Source organism: Chryseobacterium manosquense (assembly GCF_014623485.1).
Lineage (GTDB): Bacteria > Bacteroidota > Bacteroidia > Flavobacteriales > Weeksellaceae > Kaistella > Kaistella haifensis.
Map to the genome: position 1 here is coordinate 1 of NZ_CP060203.1, position 15,762 is coordinate 15,762.

The 15,762-nt window shown below is 37.2% G+C and carries 13 protein-coding genes and 1 pseudogene; 8 read left to right on the forward strand and 6 right to left on the reverse strand.

Translation table 11 applies throughout. From position 1 onward, the window contains the following. Window positions 1-109, forward strand: a pseudogene (locus H0S70_RS14040) (IS982 family transposase); the annotation flags it as partial. A 16-nt stretch (window positions 110-125) separates the two neighbouring features. Beyond that, window positions 126-962: a dienelactone hydrolase family protein gene (locus H0S70_RS00005; protein WP_188321238.1), complete on the forward strand. Its 837-nt coding sequence runs from the start codon at window positions 126-128 to the stop codon at window positions 960-962. Window positions 963-1,032: 70 nt separating this feature from the next. Here the strand turns inward: H0S70_RS00005 and H0S70_RS00010 are convergent, their stop codons facing one another. Further along, window positions 1,033-1,512, reverse strand: coding sequence for a Dps family protein (locus tag H0S70_RS00010; protein ID WP_123248509.1), 480 nt, complete (start codon window positions 1,510-1,512; stop codon window positions 1,033-1,035). Window positions 1,513-1,745: 233 nt separating this feature from the next. On the opposite strand from H0S70_RS00010, the gene H0S70_RS00015 reads away from it, so the two are divergent. The 6 genes from H0S70_RS00015 (at window position 1,746) to H0S70_RS00040 (ending at window position 10,377) form a co-directional block, all read left to right on the forward strand. Beyond that, window positions 1,746-2,951 carry an NAD(P)/FAD-dependent oxidoreductase gene (locus H0S70_RS00015; RefSeq protein ID WP_188321239.1) on the forward strand — a complete coding sequence of 402 codons (1,206 nt, stop codon included), beginning with the start codon at window positions 1,746-1,748 and terminating at the stop codon, window positions 2,949-2,951. Window positions 2,952-3,031: 80 nt separating this feature from the next. Then, complete coding sequence (locus tag H0S70_RS00020; RefSeq protein ID WP_188321240.1) at window positions 3,032-4,285, forward strand: CinA family nicotinamide mononucleotide deamidase-related protein; 1,254 nt, start codon at window positions 3,032-3,034, stop codon at window positions 4,283-4,285. A 71-nt stretch (window positions 4,286-4,356) separates the two neighbouring features. Further along, window positions 4,357-5,019 (forward strand): head GIN domain-containing protein, encoded by a 663-nt coding sequence (locus H0S70_RS00025; RefSeq protein ID WP_188321241.1) that lies wholly within the window; start codon window positions 4,357-4,359, stop codon window positions 5,017-5,019. A gap of 96 nt (window positions 5,020-5,115) precedes the next feature. Continuing rightward, a complete protein-coding gene (locus H0S70_RS00030; RefSeq protein WP_188321242.1) occupies window positions 5,116-7,203 on the forward strand; it encodes a M13 family metallopeptidase in 2,088 nt (695 codons plus the stop codon). A 156-nt stretch (window positions 7,204-7,359) separates the two neighbouring features. Next, window positions 7,360-9,441 carry a M13 family metallopeptidase gene (locus H0S70_RS00035; protein ID WP_188321243.1) on the forward strand — a complete coding sequence of 694 codons (2,082 nt, stop codon included), beginning with the start codon at window positions 7,360-7,362 and terminating at the stop codon, window positions 9,439-9,441. A 108-nt stretch (window positions 9,442-9,549) separates the two neighbouring features. After that, window positions 9,550-10,377, forward strand: coding sequence for a TerC family protein (locus H0S70_RS00040; RefSeq protein WP_123248514.1), 828 nt, complete (start codon window positions 9,550-9,552; stop codon window positions 10,375-10,377). A gap of 35 nt (window positions 10,378-10,412) precedes the next feature. Here H0S70_RS00040 and H0S70_RS00045 read toward each other — a convergent pair whose 3' ends face one another. From H0S70_RS00045 to H0S70_RS00065, 5 genes are all read right to left on the reverse strand, one after another. After that, on the reverse strand, window positions 10,413-11,234 hold the full coding sequence (locus H0S70_RS00045) for a flavin reductase family protein (protein WP_123248515.1): 822 nt from the start codon (window positions 11,232-11,234) through the stop codon (window positions 10,413-10,415). A gap of 21 nt (window positions 11,235-11,255) precedes the next feature. Continuing rightward, window positions 11,256-12,503 (reverse strand): fumarylacetoacetase, encoded by a 1,248-nt coding sequence (gene fahA, locus H0S70_RS00050; protein WP_188321244.1) that lies wholly within the window; start codon window positions 12,501-12,503, stop codon window positions 11,256-11,258. A 75-nt stretch (window positions 12,504-12,578) separates the two neighbouring features. Further along, on the reverse strand, window positions 12,579-13,040 hold the full coding sequence (locus H0S70_RS00055; RefSeq protein ID WP_188321245.1) for a hypothetical protein: 462 nt from the start codon (window positions 13,038-13,040) through the stop codon (window positions 12,579-12,581). 50 nt (window positions 13,041-13,090) lie between these two features. Beyond that, the gene (hppD, locus tag H0S70_RS00060; RefSeq protein ID WP_188321246.1) at window positions 13,091-14,221 is read right to left on the reverse strand and encodes a 4-hydroxyphenylpyruvate dioxygenase; all 1,131 of its coding nucleotides are present in this window, start codon (window positions 14,219-14,221) and stop codon (window positions 13,091-13,093) included. Window positions 14,222-14,373: 152 nt separating this feature from the next. Next, complete coding sequence (locus H0S70_RS00065; RefSeq protein ID WP_188322162.1) at window positions 14,374-15,651, reverse strand: acetyl-CoA hydrolase/transferase family protein; 1,278 nt, start codon at window positions 15,649-15,651, stop codon at window positions 14,374-14,376. Window positions 15,652-15,762 lie beyond the last annotated feature (111 nt).

The window sequence follows — 15,762 nt, forward strand, 5'->3', positions numbered from 1 at the left end:
TTTTAAAACCAGAATCTTAAGTAAAATTACGGCTCTAACTTTTATTCAATTTGTAAATGTTTTTGTTTTTAATAGAAAAATGAACAAAATTAAAGTATCTTTAATTTAATAATGCACTACGAGTTATGAAACTTTTATTACTCACCGTTTCGCTTTCGATCTTGTTTTCCGCCGCTTCCTGTAAAGAGAAAACTGCTTCTGAAAAAGAAAATACAACAACCGCAGAAAATGTAAGCGGTAATATTAAAACTGAAGAACTGAAAACCGAGATCAACGGTGTTACTCACCGCTCTTTTGCAGCTTACAATCCTGATATTGAAGGAAAATTGCCTGTAGTTTTCGTACTGCCGGAATGGTGGGGACTAAATGATTATGTAAAAAGCCGTGTGAAACAGCTTGCTGGATTGGGTTATTACGCAGTGGGTGTCGATTATTATGGTGACCAGAAAGTGGTTGAAACTCCTGAAGAAGCACAAAAGCTTGCCTCGCATTTCTATAATATTCCGGTTGATGCCCGTAGAATGTTCGATGCGGCAAAGCATCAGGTAATCCTCGCGGAGAAATCTGATTACAGTAAAATGGCCATCGTCGGTTATTGTTTCGGTGGAGCTCAGGCATTGAATATGGGCCGGCTTTCAAGCGATTTCAAAGGTGTGGTAAGCTTCCACGGAAATCTGAAAACAGGCATCCGCGCTAAAAATAATAAAGTAAAGTATCTCGTCCTGAACGGTGCTGCGGATAACTTTGTTCCGAAAGAAGAAATCGCAGCCTTCAAGAAAGAAATGGACAGTGCAAAAATCGATTATAAATTCGTAAATTATCCGAATGCGCTGCATGCCTTTACCAATCCGGATGCAACTGCAATAGGAAAGAAATTTAATCTTCCGATTGCCTACAATAAAGAAGCGGATGAGAAATCATGGCAGGAAATGAAAACTTTTCTAGCGGGAATTTTGAAGTAAATTTTTCATTAGGAAAATCTCCGGCGCAACGAAGTTGCGCCGGAGATTTTATTTAAATATCAAAAACTTTCTACGATCCTTTGAAATATTTTCTCAGTTTCCAAGCCATTTTTTCGTGTTGTTGCATAAGGCCGGTCAAGAAATCGGAAGTACCTTTATCTTTATATTTTGCCTCCGTATCGTCAACATGTTTACGCAAAGCTTTTACAATAGTTTCGTGATCAGCTACCAATTCCTTAATCATTTCCTGGTTGGTTGGGATTTTTCCTGGATTTTCAATCAATAGTGATAATTCTGCAAACTCAGAAGTTGTTCCTACTGCAACTCCGCCCAAAGTGCTGATTCTTTCCGCAACTTCGTCAATCGCTTCCGCAACAGCATCGTACTGTTCTTCGAATAATTTGTGCAGTTCCATGAAATTATCTCCTGAAAGATTCCAATGGAATTTTCTCAACTTGATGTAAAGTACGTTTCCATCAGCCAATACATGGTTTAGAAGGTCATTTACTGAAGTCAAATTTTTGTCTGTAATTCCTAAGTCTGGTTTCATAATAATATTTTTTTTAATGTTATTGAATGATATTTAAAATGAAATGCATCGAGCAAGGGAATGGTCGATGCGGTGTTCTTTACATAACAAATTTTAAACCAATGAAGCAGTAGAAAGCCTGTTTCAGTGTTAATTTTTTCTTAAATCTATAATAAAAGGAAAATTCATTTTTTTTAATTAATATTTAAAAAATTAAGGCTCAGATTTTGATAGGTCTGACAAAAATTAAATCTATGGATCTGAAATCGAATGAACCTTTTTGGTTGGTGAAAAACGGAATTTTAAATTCTTTTCCTTCTTTGAAGTCTGACGAAAATTGTGATGTGTTAATCGTCGGAGGCGGAATTACCGGAAGTTTGATGGCGCACCAAATGATTGCAGACGGTTACAAAACAATCCTCATCGATAAACGTGAAATTGCAAACGGAAGCACTTCTGCAACCACTTCGATGTTGCAATATGAAATCGATATTCCGCTTTACGAATTATCGGAAATGATTGGAAAAGATGGCGCTGTGAAAAGTTATCGAGCTTGTTCGGAATCGATTGATATTTTAGAAAAACTTTCGAAAAAAATAAAATCTAAAGCGGGTTTTCAAAGAAAAAAATCGCTGTATTTCGCTTCTAAAAAGAAAGATATTTCATGGTTGAAAAAGGAATTCGACGCGAGAAATTCTGCCGGTTTTAATGTAAAATGGATTGATTCTGATGAAATCCAAAAAAAATATGGACTGAAGAATACTTTTGGCGGCATTTTATCAGTTAAAGGTGCGAGTATCGATGCATTCATTTTAGCGCACGAACTTTTGGCTTTTAACCTTAAAAAAGGACTCAAAATTTACGATAGAACCGAATTGAAATCCGTGAAATATCATGAGGGATTTAATGAAGTGATGACCAGTAATGAAGTGAAAATTAAAACTAAAAAGATTGTTTATTGCAACGGTTATGAAAGTAAAAATTTAATAAAAGAAAATTTTGTCCAATTGAAAAGCACTTTCGCAGCAGTTTCGGAAATTGATAAGGAAAACATCAAAAATTTAAACAAAACACTCTTCTGGAATACCGATGAGCCCTATCTTTATATGAGAACAACCGACGATGGGAGATTACTGATCGGTGGAGGAGATGAAGATTTTCAGGATCCCGAAAAACGCGATAGAATGATTGTAAAAAAAGAAAAAGAAATTCTGAAAACCTTGAAAAAATTACTTCCGGAACATCAATTTTACACCGATTTTACTTGGGCAGGAACTTTCGGTGAAACCAAAGACGGACTTCCTTATATCGGGGAACACCGGAAATTCAAGAATTCCTATTTTGTACTAGGTTTTGGGGGCAACGGAATCACTTTTTCGGTAACGGGAATGGCGATGGTGTCTGCATTTATGAAAAATAAAAAACATCCGCTCACCGAGTTTTTTAAATTTGGAAGATAAAATACAAAAGAGAAATTAAATATTGGTTGACGAGGTAGTGTTCCTTTCAATTTTAGTAAATTTACATCTCAAACCTTTATATGAAAGCAGTTCTAATCACCATTGGCGACGAAATTTTGTCCGGAAATACCGTAGATACAAACTCCAATTATATCGCAGCTCAACTTAAAAATATTGGAATTGCAGTTCAACAGATTTTCACGATTTCAGATGATGTTGAAACCATTAAAACAGCTTTGAAATCAGCTTTTGAAATTGGGACTCTCGTGATAACAACCGGTGGTTTGGGTCCGACCAAAGATGATAAAACGAAAATTGCTTTTGCGGAATTTTTTGAAGATGAATTGAAGCTGGATGAAGAAACTTTCGAGCATCTTCGAAAATTAATGATTAAAAGAAAACGCGAACATTTGTTGGAAATTAATCAAAATCAAGCAGTAGTACTTTCGAAAGCACAGATTTTTCAAAACGAAAATGGAACCGCACCTTGCCAAATGATATGCAAAGATGGTAAAATTGCAATTTGCCTTCCCGGAGTTCCTTATGAAGTGAAACCGCTGATTCAGAACAAAATTATTCCTTATTTAAAAGAGCATTTTGCGTTGCAATACATCGTTTCACGCATTATTTCGGTGGTTGATTTTCCGGAGAGTTTGCTTTCGATGAGAATTGAAAATTGGGAATTGGCGCTTCCGGAAAATATTTCTTTGTCCTATTTGCCCATCGGAAATCGGGTGAAATTGAGATTAACAGGTGTTGGAGATGATTTTCAAATTATTGAAAATCAATTAGATAAAGAGGTTGAAAAACTTCGACCATTCATTGAAGAAAAAGTAATTTCATGGAACGGAAATGAAATTCAGGAAATTTTAAAAGAAATATTAACGAAAAAAAATCTCACCATATCTACTGCCGAAAGCTGTACGGGAGGCGAAATCGCGCGATTGATTACTTCGGTTTCAGGAAGTTCGAAGTATTTTCAGGGAGGAATTGTGCCTTACAATTATCATCAAAAAATAAAAATTCTAGGTGTTTCTGCGGAAACGATTTCGGAAAAAACGGTGGTTTCCCAAGAAGTCGCTCAGGAAATGACTTTGGGTTGCCAAAAATTGTTCGGAACCGATATTTCGGTTTCTACGACAGGGGTTTCAGGACCAAACTCTGATGAATTTAATAATGAAATTGGGGTTGTTTTCTATTCTATTCGAGTGAGGGATTTTGAGAAAACCAATCGGCTTTTTCTTCCTCATTTAGAGCGAAATGATTTTGCAAATTTTGTTTCTCAACGAGTTTTGCAGGATTTAGTGGAGATTTTGGTGAAAGAAATTAGGTGATTATTATAAAGATTGAAAAGAAATAAAATAATAGAGAAAACGTTTACATAAAAGAAAAAATCAATATCATTATGAAGAAAGTATTAGGAAGTTTTTTGATTCTGGCATTTCAGTTATCATTTGCACAATCCGTTAGAAATGTAGGTTCATTCAATTCGCTGAAGGTTTACAATAAGCTTAACATCACGCTTATTCCATCCAACGAAAACAAAGTGGAAACCGAAACAGAAGATGCGGAGGTAGAAACCATTAACAAAAATGGTGAACTAAAAATAAAATTATCGCCAGCAAAAATCCTTCAAGGCGGAACAATTTCAGTTAAAGTATATTACCAAAAAATCAATGATATCCAGGCAAGCCAAGGTTCATCGATTACTTCAACAGATGAAATGGAAACCAGCATGCTTTCGCTAACCTCAAATGAAGGTTCGAAAATCGATATGAATGTAGATGCAGAAAAATTGAATGTGAAAACAAACTCTGGCGGTGAGGTGAAAATTTCTGGAAAAGCCGATAATCAGGATATTGTAGTGAATTCTGGAGGGAAATATTACGGAAAAAATGCAGTTTCGAAAAACACCAGTGTTACTGCGAATGCAGGTGGCTTTGCTGAAGTATATGTTAAAGATTCCGTAAAAGCAACCACTCGCGCTGGTGGAATTATTGATATTTACGGAGATCCCGACGATCGAAAAGTAAAGAACGTGATTGGCGGAAAAATAAATTTCAAATAAAACCAGAAACCATTCTTTTTCAAGGATGGTTTTTTTATTAAGAAAATGTAACATTTAAAATTTCTTTCAGACTAAACGATAAATCATATTTCATCAATGAAAAAAATCAACATAACCGTGCTTGCTTTTGCAGGAATCATTGCATTAAATTCATGCACCGCAAAAAATGGAGCAGCTACAAATTCCGCTACACCAATTCCACCAACAGAAACGGCGAACGAAAATCCTGAAAAAGGTTTGGATCTCAGCACAATGGACAAATCGGTTCGTCCGCAAGATGATTTCTACAATTTCGTGAACGGAACTTGGATGAAAACAGCTGTAATTCCTTCGGATAAATCCACTTGGGGAAGCTTCAACAAGCTGGCTGAAGATACCGACAATAATTCCATGACGATCCTCAATTCACTTCTTAGCGAGAAATTTGCAGAAGGAAGCGAAGGCAAAAAAATCCAGGATTTATATGGAACTTATATGAATATGGATAAGCGAAATGCAGACGGAATTAATCCGATTAAAGGAGATTTGGCGAAAATTGATGGAATAAAATCGGTTTCGGATCTTCAGAATTATCTGATTGAAGCGACTAAAAATGGAGAAAATCCGTTCTACGGTTGGGAAATCGATGCAGATTTGAAAGATTCTAAAATGAACGCGGTTTATCTAGGAAACGCCAGCTTGGGGATGGGGCGCGATTATTACCAAAAAGACAATCCTAAAAACGCTGAGGCAATGGCAGAATACACCAAATATGTCGCTTCAATGTTGGATGTTTTAGGATACAAAAATTCAGCAGCAACTGCACAGAATATCGTGAAGTTCGAGAAAAGTATTGCAAAAACTTACCTAACCAATGAGCAAATTCGTGACGCTACTTTGCAATACAATCCGAAAACAATGACCGAACTTTCAGCTTTGGTGAAGAATGTAAATCTTCCGAAATATCTTGCAGCAGTTGGCGTTAAAACGGATAAAGTAATTGTTGGCGAATTAAATTATTACAAAAATTTAGATCAGTTCATTAACCAAAAAAATCTTCCTTTAATTAAAGATTATATGAAATTTCACTTGCTTTCCGGCAGTGCATCTTATCTATCTAAAAATTTAGATGAGCAAAAATTCAATTTTTACGGAAAATATTTGAGAGGTCAGCAAGAGCAAAGAGCTCAAAACAAAAGAGGTTTCGAGTTGATCAACGGAGTTTTGGGTGAAGCTTTCGGAAAATTATATGTTGAGAAATATTTCCCGGCTGAAGCGAAATCTCAAATGGTGGAACTGATTGGTTATCTTAAGAAAAGTTTCGCGACACACATCAACAATTTATCATGGATGTCGCCGGTAACCAAAGAAAAAGCGATGAAAAAGCTCAATACTTTCACCGTGAAAGTGGCTTATCCGGACAAGTGGAAAGACTATTCTAAACTTCAGTTTGAATCTGCTGAAACCGGCGGAACTCTGTATAAAAATCTTCAGAATTATACCGCTTGGCAATATCAAAAAGATTTGGATAAAATCGGAAAACAGGTTGATAGAACAGAATGGGGAATGTCACCACAAACCGTAAACGCGTACTATAACCCTCTAAACAACGAAATCGTTTTCCCGGCGGCTATTTTGCAACCTCCGTTCTTTAATCCAGAAGCTGATGCAGCGATTAATTTTGGTGGAATTGGTGCCGTAATTGGCCACGAAATGACTCACGGTTTTGATGATTCCGGAGCCCAATTCGATGCAGAAGGAAATCTTGTTGATTGGTGGACTGCAGAAGATAAAGCCAACTTCGAGAAAGCGACAAAATCCCTCGCAGCACAATACGACAGCTATGAACCAGTGAAGGGAACGCATGTGAATGGAACCTTCACCAATGGTGAAAATATCGCAGATTTGGGAGGAGTAAATATTTCGTACGATGCATTGCAAATGTACCTCAAAGACCACGGAAATCCTGGTTTAATCAGCGGCTACACGCAAGATCAGCGTTTCTTTATGAGTTGGGCAACCGTGTGGAGAACTTTACAAAAAGAAGCGGCATTAATCAACCAAATTAAAACCAACGAGCATGCACCGGGACTTTACCGCGCATTTGGACCTTTGGTGAATACCGACGCATTCTACAAAGCATTTGAGGTGAAAGAAGGCGACAAACATTACAAAAAACCGGAAGAAAGAATTAAAATCTGGTAAAGAAAGATTCGAAAATATTGTATACAAATCACCTTGTGAAATTCTCAGGGTGATTTTTTATTTGCAGGGTTTAAAATATATTTTTATTTTTAGACAAAGAGGTAACAAATCGCTTTGCGAAGCGACTATTTAAGGATCAATTCTAAATTTTATCTAATGAAAAAAATTTCAATAAGTATTCTTGCATTTTCAGGAATCGTATTTCTCAGTTCATGTTCGAGTAAGAATACAGCACAATCTACAACTGCTCCTGAAACGCAAACCACACCGGCAACTGCAAAAGAAGAAGGTCTTAATCTTTCTTATATGGACACTTCGGTGCGTCCACAGGACGATTTCTTTAATTATGTGAACGGCAATTGGATCAAAACTGCAGAAATTCCGTCAGACAAATCGAGTTGGGGAAGTTTTAATGCACTTCGTGAAGATGTGGATGTTGCTTCTTTGGAAATTTTAAATAAAATTTTATCCGATAATTTTGCTCAAGGTTCTGAAGGTCAGAAAATCCAAGCACTTTACGGAACTTTCATGGATTGGGACAAAAGAAATGCCGATGGAATTAATCCTATCAAAGCAGATTTGGCTAAAATTGATCAAATCAAAACGATTGCAGAATTGCAGAAATATTTAATTGATGCCACCAAAACGGGAGATAACCCTTTTTATGCTTGGCGCGTAGGTTCTGATATGAAAAACTCTAAGATGAATGCGGTTTATTTTGGAGGACCTAGTTTGGGATTAGGAAGAGATTATTATCAAAAAGAAAATGAAGCCAACACGAAAACTTTAAATGAATATAAAAATTATGTGGCTCAACTGTTCACTGTTTTAGGCGACACAAAAGCTGATCAAACCGCTCAACGAGTAGTTGCTTTCGAAAAACGTCTTGCGAATGATCTTTTAACAAACGAGCAAAACCGGGATGCAAATTTGCGCTATAACCCGAAAACAGTAGCAGAACTTCCTGGACTGGTGAAGAATATCGATCTGAAAGGATATCTTTCTGCAGCAGGAGTGAAGACCGATAAAGTGATTGTAAGTGAATTGAAATATTATCAAAACATGGATTCTTGGATGAATGCGCGCACGCTGCCTTTAATTAAAGAATACATGAAAGCTAGAATGATTGCCGGAAACGCAACCAATCTTGATAAAAAGTTGGATGATATCAATTTCAATTTCTACTCCAAATATCTTCAAGGACAAAAAGAACAACGCTCTATGGATAAAAGAGCTTTAAGTGTAATAAACGGCACTTTGGGCGAAGCTTTTGGTAAACTTTACGTAGAAAAATATTTCCCAGCTGGTGCAAAGGAGCAGATGGAAACTTATATCGATTACCTGAAAAAAGCTTTCAAACAGCATATTGATAACCTCGATTGGATGTCGGATGTTACAAAAACAAAAGCGCAGGAAAAACTCGCGAAGTTCAGTGTGAAAATTGCTTATCCTGATCAGTGGAAAGATTATTCTAAACTTCAGCTCACCGCTCCAAAAGATGGCGGAACATACTACGGGAACCTGATGAAAGTAAGCGAATGGCAATATGCAAAAAACTTGGACAAGGTAGGAAAACCTGTTGATAAAACGGAATGGGGAATGTCGCCTCAAACAGTAAACGCCTATTACAGCGGTTCCAACAACGAAATCGTTTTCCCTGCAGCTATTTTGCAACCGCCATTTTTCAACTTCAAAGCTGATCCAGCGGTAAATTTCGGTGGAATTGGCGCAGTAATCGGGCACGAAATTTCACATGGTTTCGATGATTCTGGTTCGCGATTTGACGGTGATGGAAATCTCAACAATTGGTGGACGGAAGCTGACAGAAAAAATTTCGATGCGAAAGTGGGAGCTTTGGCAGCTCAATATGATCAATATGAGCCAGTAAAAGGCAGTTTCGTGAACGGAAAATTCACCAGCGGTGAAAATATCGGTGATTTAGGTGGAGTAGCAGTGGCTTACACTGCATTGCAAATGTATTTGAAAGATCATGGAAATCCTGGTTTGATTAGTGGTTTCAATCAAGATCAGAGATTTTTTATGAGTTGGGCCACCGTTTGGCGTACTAAATCTACCGATCAATACATGACTAACCAAGTGAAAACCGATCCGCATTCGCCGGGATATTTCAGAAGTTTCGGGCCGCTTGTCAACCAAGATGCTTTCTACAAAGCATTTGACGTAAAACCAGGCGATAAACTCTATAAAGCTCCAGAAGAAAGAATTAAAATCTGGTAATCACAAAAATCACTCAATTTTTTGGGTGATTTTTTTTTATTAAAACTCGTAAAAATTAACATTCAATATATTATTTAATTGCTATTTTTGTTGAAATTTATATAATCAATGGAATTCCTTTCAGTAATAGATTTACCCAATTTTGCAGATCCTCAAATCTGGATCAGTTTGCTTACACTTACCTTCCTCGAAATTGTTTTAGGAGTAGACAATATTATTTTTATTTCAATCATTTCCGACAAATTACCCAAAGAAAAACAGAGATTTGCCAGAAATCTCGGTTTGGCATTTGCGATGATTTTCCGAATCGGACTTTTGTTGATGATCAATTGGATTATCGGTTTGAAAGAAGCTGTTATCACATTACCTTGGTTCAATGAACCCGGATCGGAATTGCCACTTTCTCTAAGTTGGAAAGATATCATTCTTCTTGCCGGAGGTATTTTCCTTATCGGAAAAAGTACTTTCGAAATTCACGGAAAAATGCAGGGGCATGATGATGCTCCAAAACCAAAATCCAGCGCTTCTACGCTGATGACGATGGTGGTTTTGCAGATTATCCTGATCGATATGGTGTTCTCACTGGATTCTATTCTTACTGCTATTGGATTGGTTGACAGTGTTTTACTGATGATTATTGCGGTAGTTGTTTCCATCGGAATTATGATGGCTTTTGCAGGACCAATTTCTGCAATTATCAATAAATATCCGAGTTTACAGATGTTGGCGCTTTCTTTCTTGGTCGTAATCGGTGTGATGTTGGTTGCGGAAGGAATTCACCAACATGTGAGCAAAAACATCATTTATTCTTGTCTTGCGTTTAGTTTGGTGGTAGAAATGCTCAACATCAAATTTCGAAACAATCAGAAGAAGAAATATCTGAAACTGAATCCGGATTTGAACAAAGATTTAAGCATAAAAGAAGAAAACGAGTAATAAAAAAAGAGTGAATTTTTTCACTCTTTTTTTGTTTAAAATATCAAGGTTTCCCAAGCTTTTTCTATTTCGTTTTCCCTAAGTAATTTTTGGGCTTCTTGGTGTAAATTTTCATCATCGGTAAAATTTCCTTCTGGCAATTTTTCAATGTTGGCAAGCATTCCCAAATCGTTTCCCGTGAAAATTTTGCTGTATTTGATTTCGTTCGGCAACAAATCAAAACCAATTCCTTTGGTTACCAACGGTTTCGGAACTTCAAATAAATTGCTTTCATTGTTTCTGGCGTACCAATTTCCACCTAATCTAGCCACCAAATCGAGTTTCATTTGGTCTAAACTCCCTTCATCATTCAAGTATTTTTCGTGAAGATGAATTTTAATGATTTCACAAATTACCAAATTTCCGGCTCCTCCTTCTGTTCCTAAATGTTTTATTTCTAATACTTTACATTCGAAATTTACAGGGCATTCTTCAATTAGTTTCGGTCGAATTAATTCTGCATCTTTCATCGTAAGACCGGATTTTACAAACTCATTTACGCCTTTTTCGTATTCGGTAGAAGCAAGCGAAATTTGCTGTACAATTGGATGATTCACAATCCCAATCGCCACTTCCGGAACTTCCAAAACGTTTTCCAAAGTATGTTTGGTCGTATTGTCCCGAACTCTTCGCGCCGGAGAAAAAATCACCACCGGTGGATTTGAACTGAATAGATTAAAAAAACTGAATGGGCTTAAATTCACATTTCCTTCCGCGTCAATAGTAGATGCAAGTGCGATCGGTCGTGGTGCAATTGCCGTCTGCAAAAGGGTTTGCAATTGAAGATTGTTTAAATCTTTTGGTGAAATAGTTTTCATGATGAATTTTAATTGAAAGAATTATTTCGCAGGCAATATTTTACCTGAAACTTCGCCAAAACCTACACGAATTCCGTCTTTTTCAGCAAAACCACGCATGATGATCGTATCGTTATCTTCAATAAATTTTCTTTCTTGTCCATTATTTAATTGGATTGGATTTTGGCCTCTCCATGTTAATTCAAGCATGGAACCGAAGGAATTTGGATGCTCTCCCGAAATCGTTCCGGATGCATATAGATCTCCCACTTCCACATTGCAACCATTTACCGTATGATGGGCCAATTGCTGCACCATATTCCAATACATGAATTTGTAATTGCTTTGCGAGATGAGGTTTTCCGAACCATTTTCAGGTTGCAAATAAACCTCAAGATTGATGTCGTAATTCTGTTCTCCTGTAAATTTTAAATAATCCAAAACTTCAGGTTCTTGTTTTGGAGATGAAGTTCTGAATGGGTTTAAAGCTTCCATTGTCACTAACCAAGGCGAAATAGAACTTCCGAAATTTTTCCCTAAAAATGGTCCAAGCGGAACATATTCCCAACTTTGAATATCTCGCGCCGACCAATCGTTGAAAAGCACCATTCCGAAAATAGCATTTTCAGCTTCCGAAGTGGAAATACTTTCGCCCATTTCGGTATGTTTATTCACCACAAAAGCCATTTCCAGCTCGAAATCGAGTTGTTTTGATGGCCCGAAAATAGGTTTTTCGGAATCCGCAGGTTTTGTTTGACCTTTCGGACGAATAATTTCGGTTCCGGAAACCACGATAGATGAAGCGCGACCGTGATATCCTACCGGAAGATGTTTCCAGTTCGGAAGGAGCGCATTTGCTGGATCGCGGAACATTTTTCCTACATTGGTTGCATGTTCGATGCTGCTGTAGAAATCGGTATAATTCGGAATATGCAGTGGCATCATCATTTTCACTTGATCTAAACTGAAAAAACATTCTTCTAAAGTTCTTTCATCATTGGCCATTTGAGAATTTTCTGAGAGAAGTTCTTGGATTTTAAGTCTTACAGCATTGGTAACCGGTTTGCCAAGCTCGATGAATTCATTTAATGTATAAGCCTCAAAAACATTTTCATTAAGACCTTCGATTTCATCAAAAAAACCGTAGTCGTAAAGCGTTGCCAAATCAATCACGATATCGCCAATTCGCGTACAACAAGCTATATATTCTTTATTGAAAGCCGCAACTCCGAACGGTATATTATGGATTGAAAAATCTGAGTTTTGTTCGTAATTTACAAAAGACTTCATTTTGTTTGGTATTTTTAAAAAGAAGGTTCAAGGGTAAAAATTTGCTTTTATCTTGAACCTTTTTTATGTTTAAATTTATTTTTGATTGATGGCAGATTCCTCTATCCATCGTTCTTTGGTATTAATGTCGATCAAGTAAAGGATTTTCTTTTGTTTCGTCATGAGTAAAGTTTTCGTCACTGGCAATGGAATTTTGATGCCTTCGAGTTTGTCGGCCCGCATCGAAATCAAATTGGATTTTGGACGAACGATATCGCCGGAAAAAACATTGGAAGACGATTCTCCGGTTTTTTTGTCATCAAACATCTCTACATAAGTCACCAAATTTCCTTTAATGATGATGAAACTTCGTTCGGTGTGATCCTCAAAATCCTTTATCAGAACAAATTTTCTGTTATCGATGTTTACGTCGGAAAGGTTCTGGTTGATTCCGCGTTTTTCTTCCAATCTTTGGATAATCGCATTGATCGTGCCATACTGAGCATTCAACCCAAGTGTGGAAAAACAAAAGACGATGCTGAAAATTAATTTTTTCATGGATGATTTTAAATGATTTTAAAGGGAACTAAACGATGTTGATTACAGTTTTATAAATTTCCGCGACGTTCTTGTTCTTTTTCTAAAGCTTCAAATAACGCTTTGAAATTTCCTGCACCAAAACTTTGTGCGCCGTGTCTTTCGATAATCTCGTAGAAAAGAGTAGGGCGATCTTCTACTGGTTTGGTGAAGATTTGTAGCAGATAACCTTCTTCATCACAGTCGATCAAAATTCCCAAATCTTCCAATTTTTTCAGGTCTTCGTCGATTTGTCCGACTCTTTGGGGAACCATTTCATAGTAAGCGTTTGGCGGTGCCGGAAGAAATTCTATTCCTCGTGCTTTCAATTCGGTTACGGTTTTGATGATGTCTTTGGTGGCAACCGCAATATGTTGTACGCCTTCACCTTCGTAGAAATCGAGGTATTCTTCAACTTGAGATTTCTTTTTACCTTCCGCAGGTTCATTGATCGGGAATTTCGCGTAACCATTTCCATTACTCATCACTTTCGACATTAGCGCAGAATATTCTGTATTGATTTGTTTGTCATCAAAACTTAAGATATTCACAAATCCCATTACTTTTTCGTACCATTCAACTGTAGGAATCATTCGATCCCATCCTACATTTCCTACGCAATGGTCCACATACAGTAACCCAACTTCCGATGGATTATAATCGCTTTCCCATTTTTGATAACCCGGCATAAAATCTCCGGAATAATTTTTTCTTTCTACAAACATATGAACGGTTTCGCCGTAGGTGTAAATTCCAGACATTCGTACTTCACCGTGTTCATCGGTAATTGTAGTTGGTTCCATATAAGGTTTCCCGCCACGTTTGGTGGTTTCTTCGAAAGCGGCGTAAGCGTCATCAACCCAAAGTGCCAAAATTTTCACTCCATCGCCATGTTTTTTTTGATGCTCACAAATCGGGGAATCAGAGTTTAAACCAGAAGTTAAAACCAAACGAATTTTTCCCTGTTGAACAACGTAAGAAGCGCGATCTCGAACGCCCGTTTCCGGTCCTGCGTAAGCTACTGATTGAAATCCGAAAGCTGTTTTGTAGAAATGGGCTGCTTGTTTTGCATTTCCAACATAAAACTCGATATAATCAGTACCATTAATTGGTAAAAAATTTTCTGCCTGTGCTATTTTTTCGGCGAAAGTAAGTGTTGACATTTTATTCTTTTTTTAGATATGCCAATTTACAAAATTTTTAGGATAGCCGAAATTCCATTTTCTATGGATGTCTTTTAATTAAAATTAATTGATAAAAAAATACCGTAAAAATAAAATGCCCCAAAAAGTTAGAAACTCTTCTGGGGCATTTTTTATTTTTGATAAAATCTTTCAAAGGCTGCTTTTTCGAGCATTTCCCGATCATCAGGATGAGAAATTTCGATAAGGGCTTTTGCTCTCTGTTTTAAATTTTTTCCGTAGAGATAGGCTGTCCCGAATTCAGTTACCACATAGTGAATATGGCCTCTTGTGGTTACCACGCCAGCTCCTGGTTTTAGGAACGGTACAATTCGCGGAACTCCTTTTTTCGTTCTTGATGAAATTGCGATAATAGGTTTTCCTCCTTCGGAAAGCGCTGCGCCACGCATGAAATCCATCTGGCCACCAATTCCGCTGAACTGAAAGGTCCCGATAGAATCTGCGCAAACTTGTCCTGTAAGATCGATCTCAATTGCCGAATTGATAGCCACCATTTTTTTGTTTTTCATGATATTGATCGGGTAATTCACATGTTCCACATCCATGAAAGCAAATGAAGGATTATCATCAATGTAATCATACAATTTCTTGGTTCCGAAGGCAAAACTGGTAATGGTTCTGTTCAGGTGCGTTCCTTTATATTTGTTATTTACGATGTCTTTTGCCACCAAATCTACAATACCATCGCTGATCATTTCGGTATGAATTCCTAAATCTTTATGGTTATTTAAACATTTCAAAACGGCATCAGGGATGGTTCCAATTCCCATTTGCAGGGTGGACCGATCGTCAATCAATTCCGCGACATTTTTGCCGATCAGTAGTTCTTGTTCGCCCACTTTTGCGCCATAATCTACGGTTAAAAGTTCCTCTTCATGCCAAACCATTTTATGTATTTTAGAAACATGAATCAACCCATCACCATGAGTTCTCGGCATTTTTGGATTTACCTGAGCAATAATTGTTTTCGCAGTATCTACAGCACTTCTAGCGACATCTACTGAGGTTCCCAAGGTGCAATATCCGTGTTGATCGGGTGGTGAAACGGTTATCATCGCAACATCAATTGGTAAATGTCCGTTTTTGAAAAGCAATGGAATTTCACTTAAAAAAACAGGAACGAAATCTCCATGATCGGAATTTACGGCATCGCGAACCGGTGAGGAAACAAATAGGGAATTAACAAAAAAATGATCGCCGTATTGAGGTTTTGCAATTTCTACATTTCCTTGTTGGGTAATAGAAACAAATTCTACATTGGTGAGGCGTGAGGATTGCTTTGCAAGCTCATTAATCAAAAAGTTTGGGGTACATGCGCTGCCATGCGAAAAAATTCTATCTCCGCTTTTTATGAGAGATACCGCTTCTTCTGCGCTTACATATTGAATCATATTTTCAGTTGTTTGATTTCTCAAATTTACTAAATTCTGCTAAGAGCCGAAATGAGGAATCTCAGCTTTTGAAGAAATTATCGCTAATTTCTGTCATGTTTTAGGAAAAAA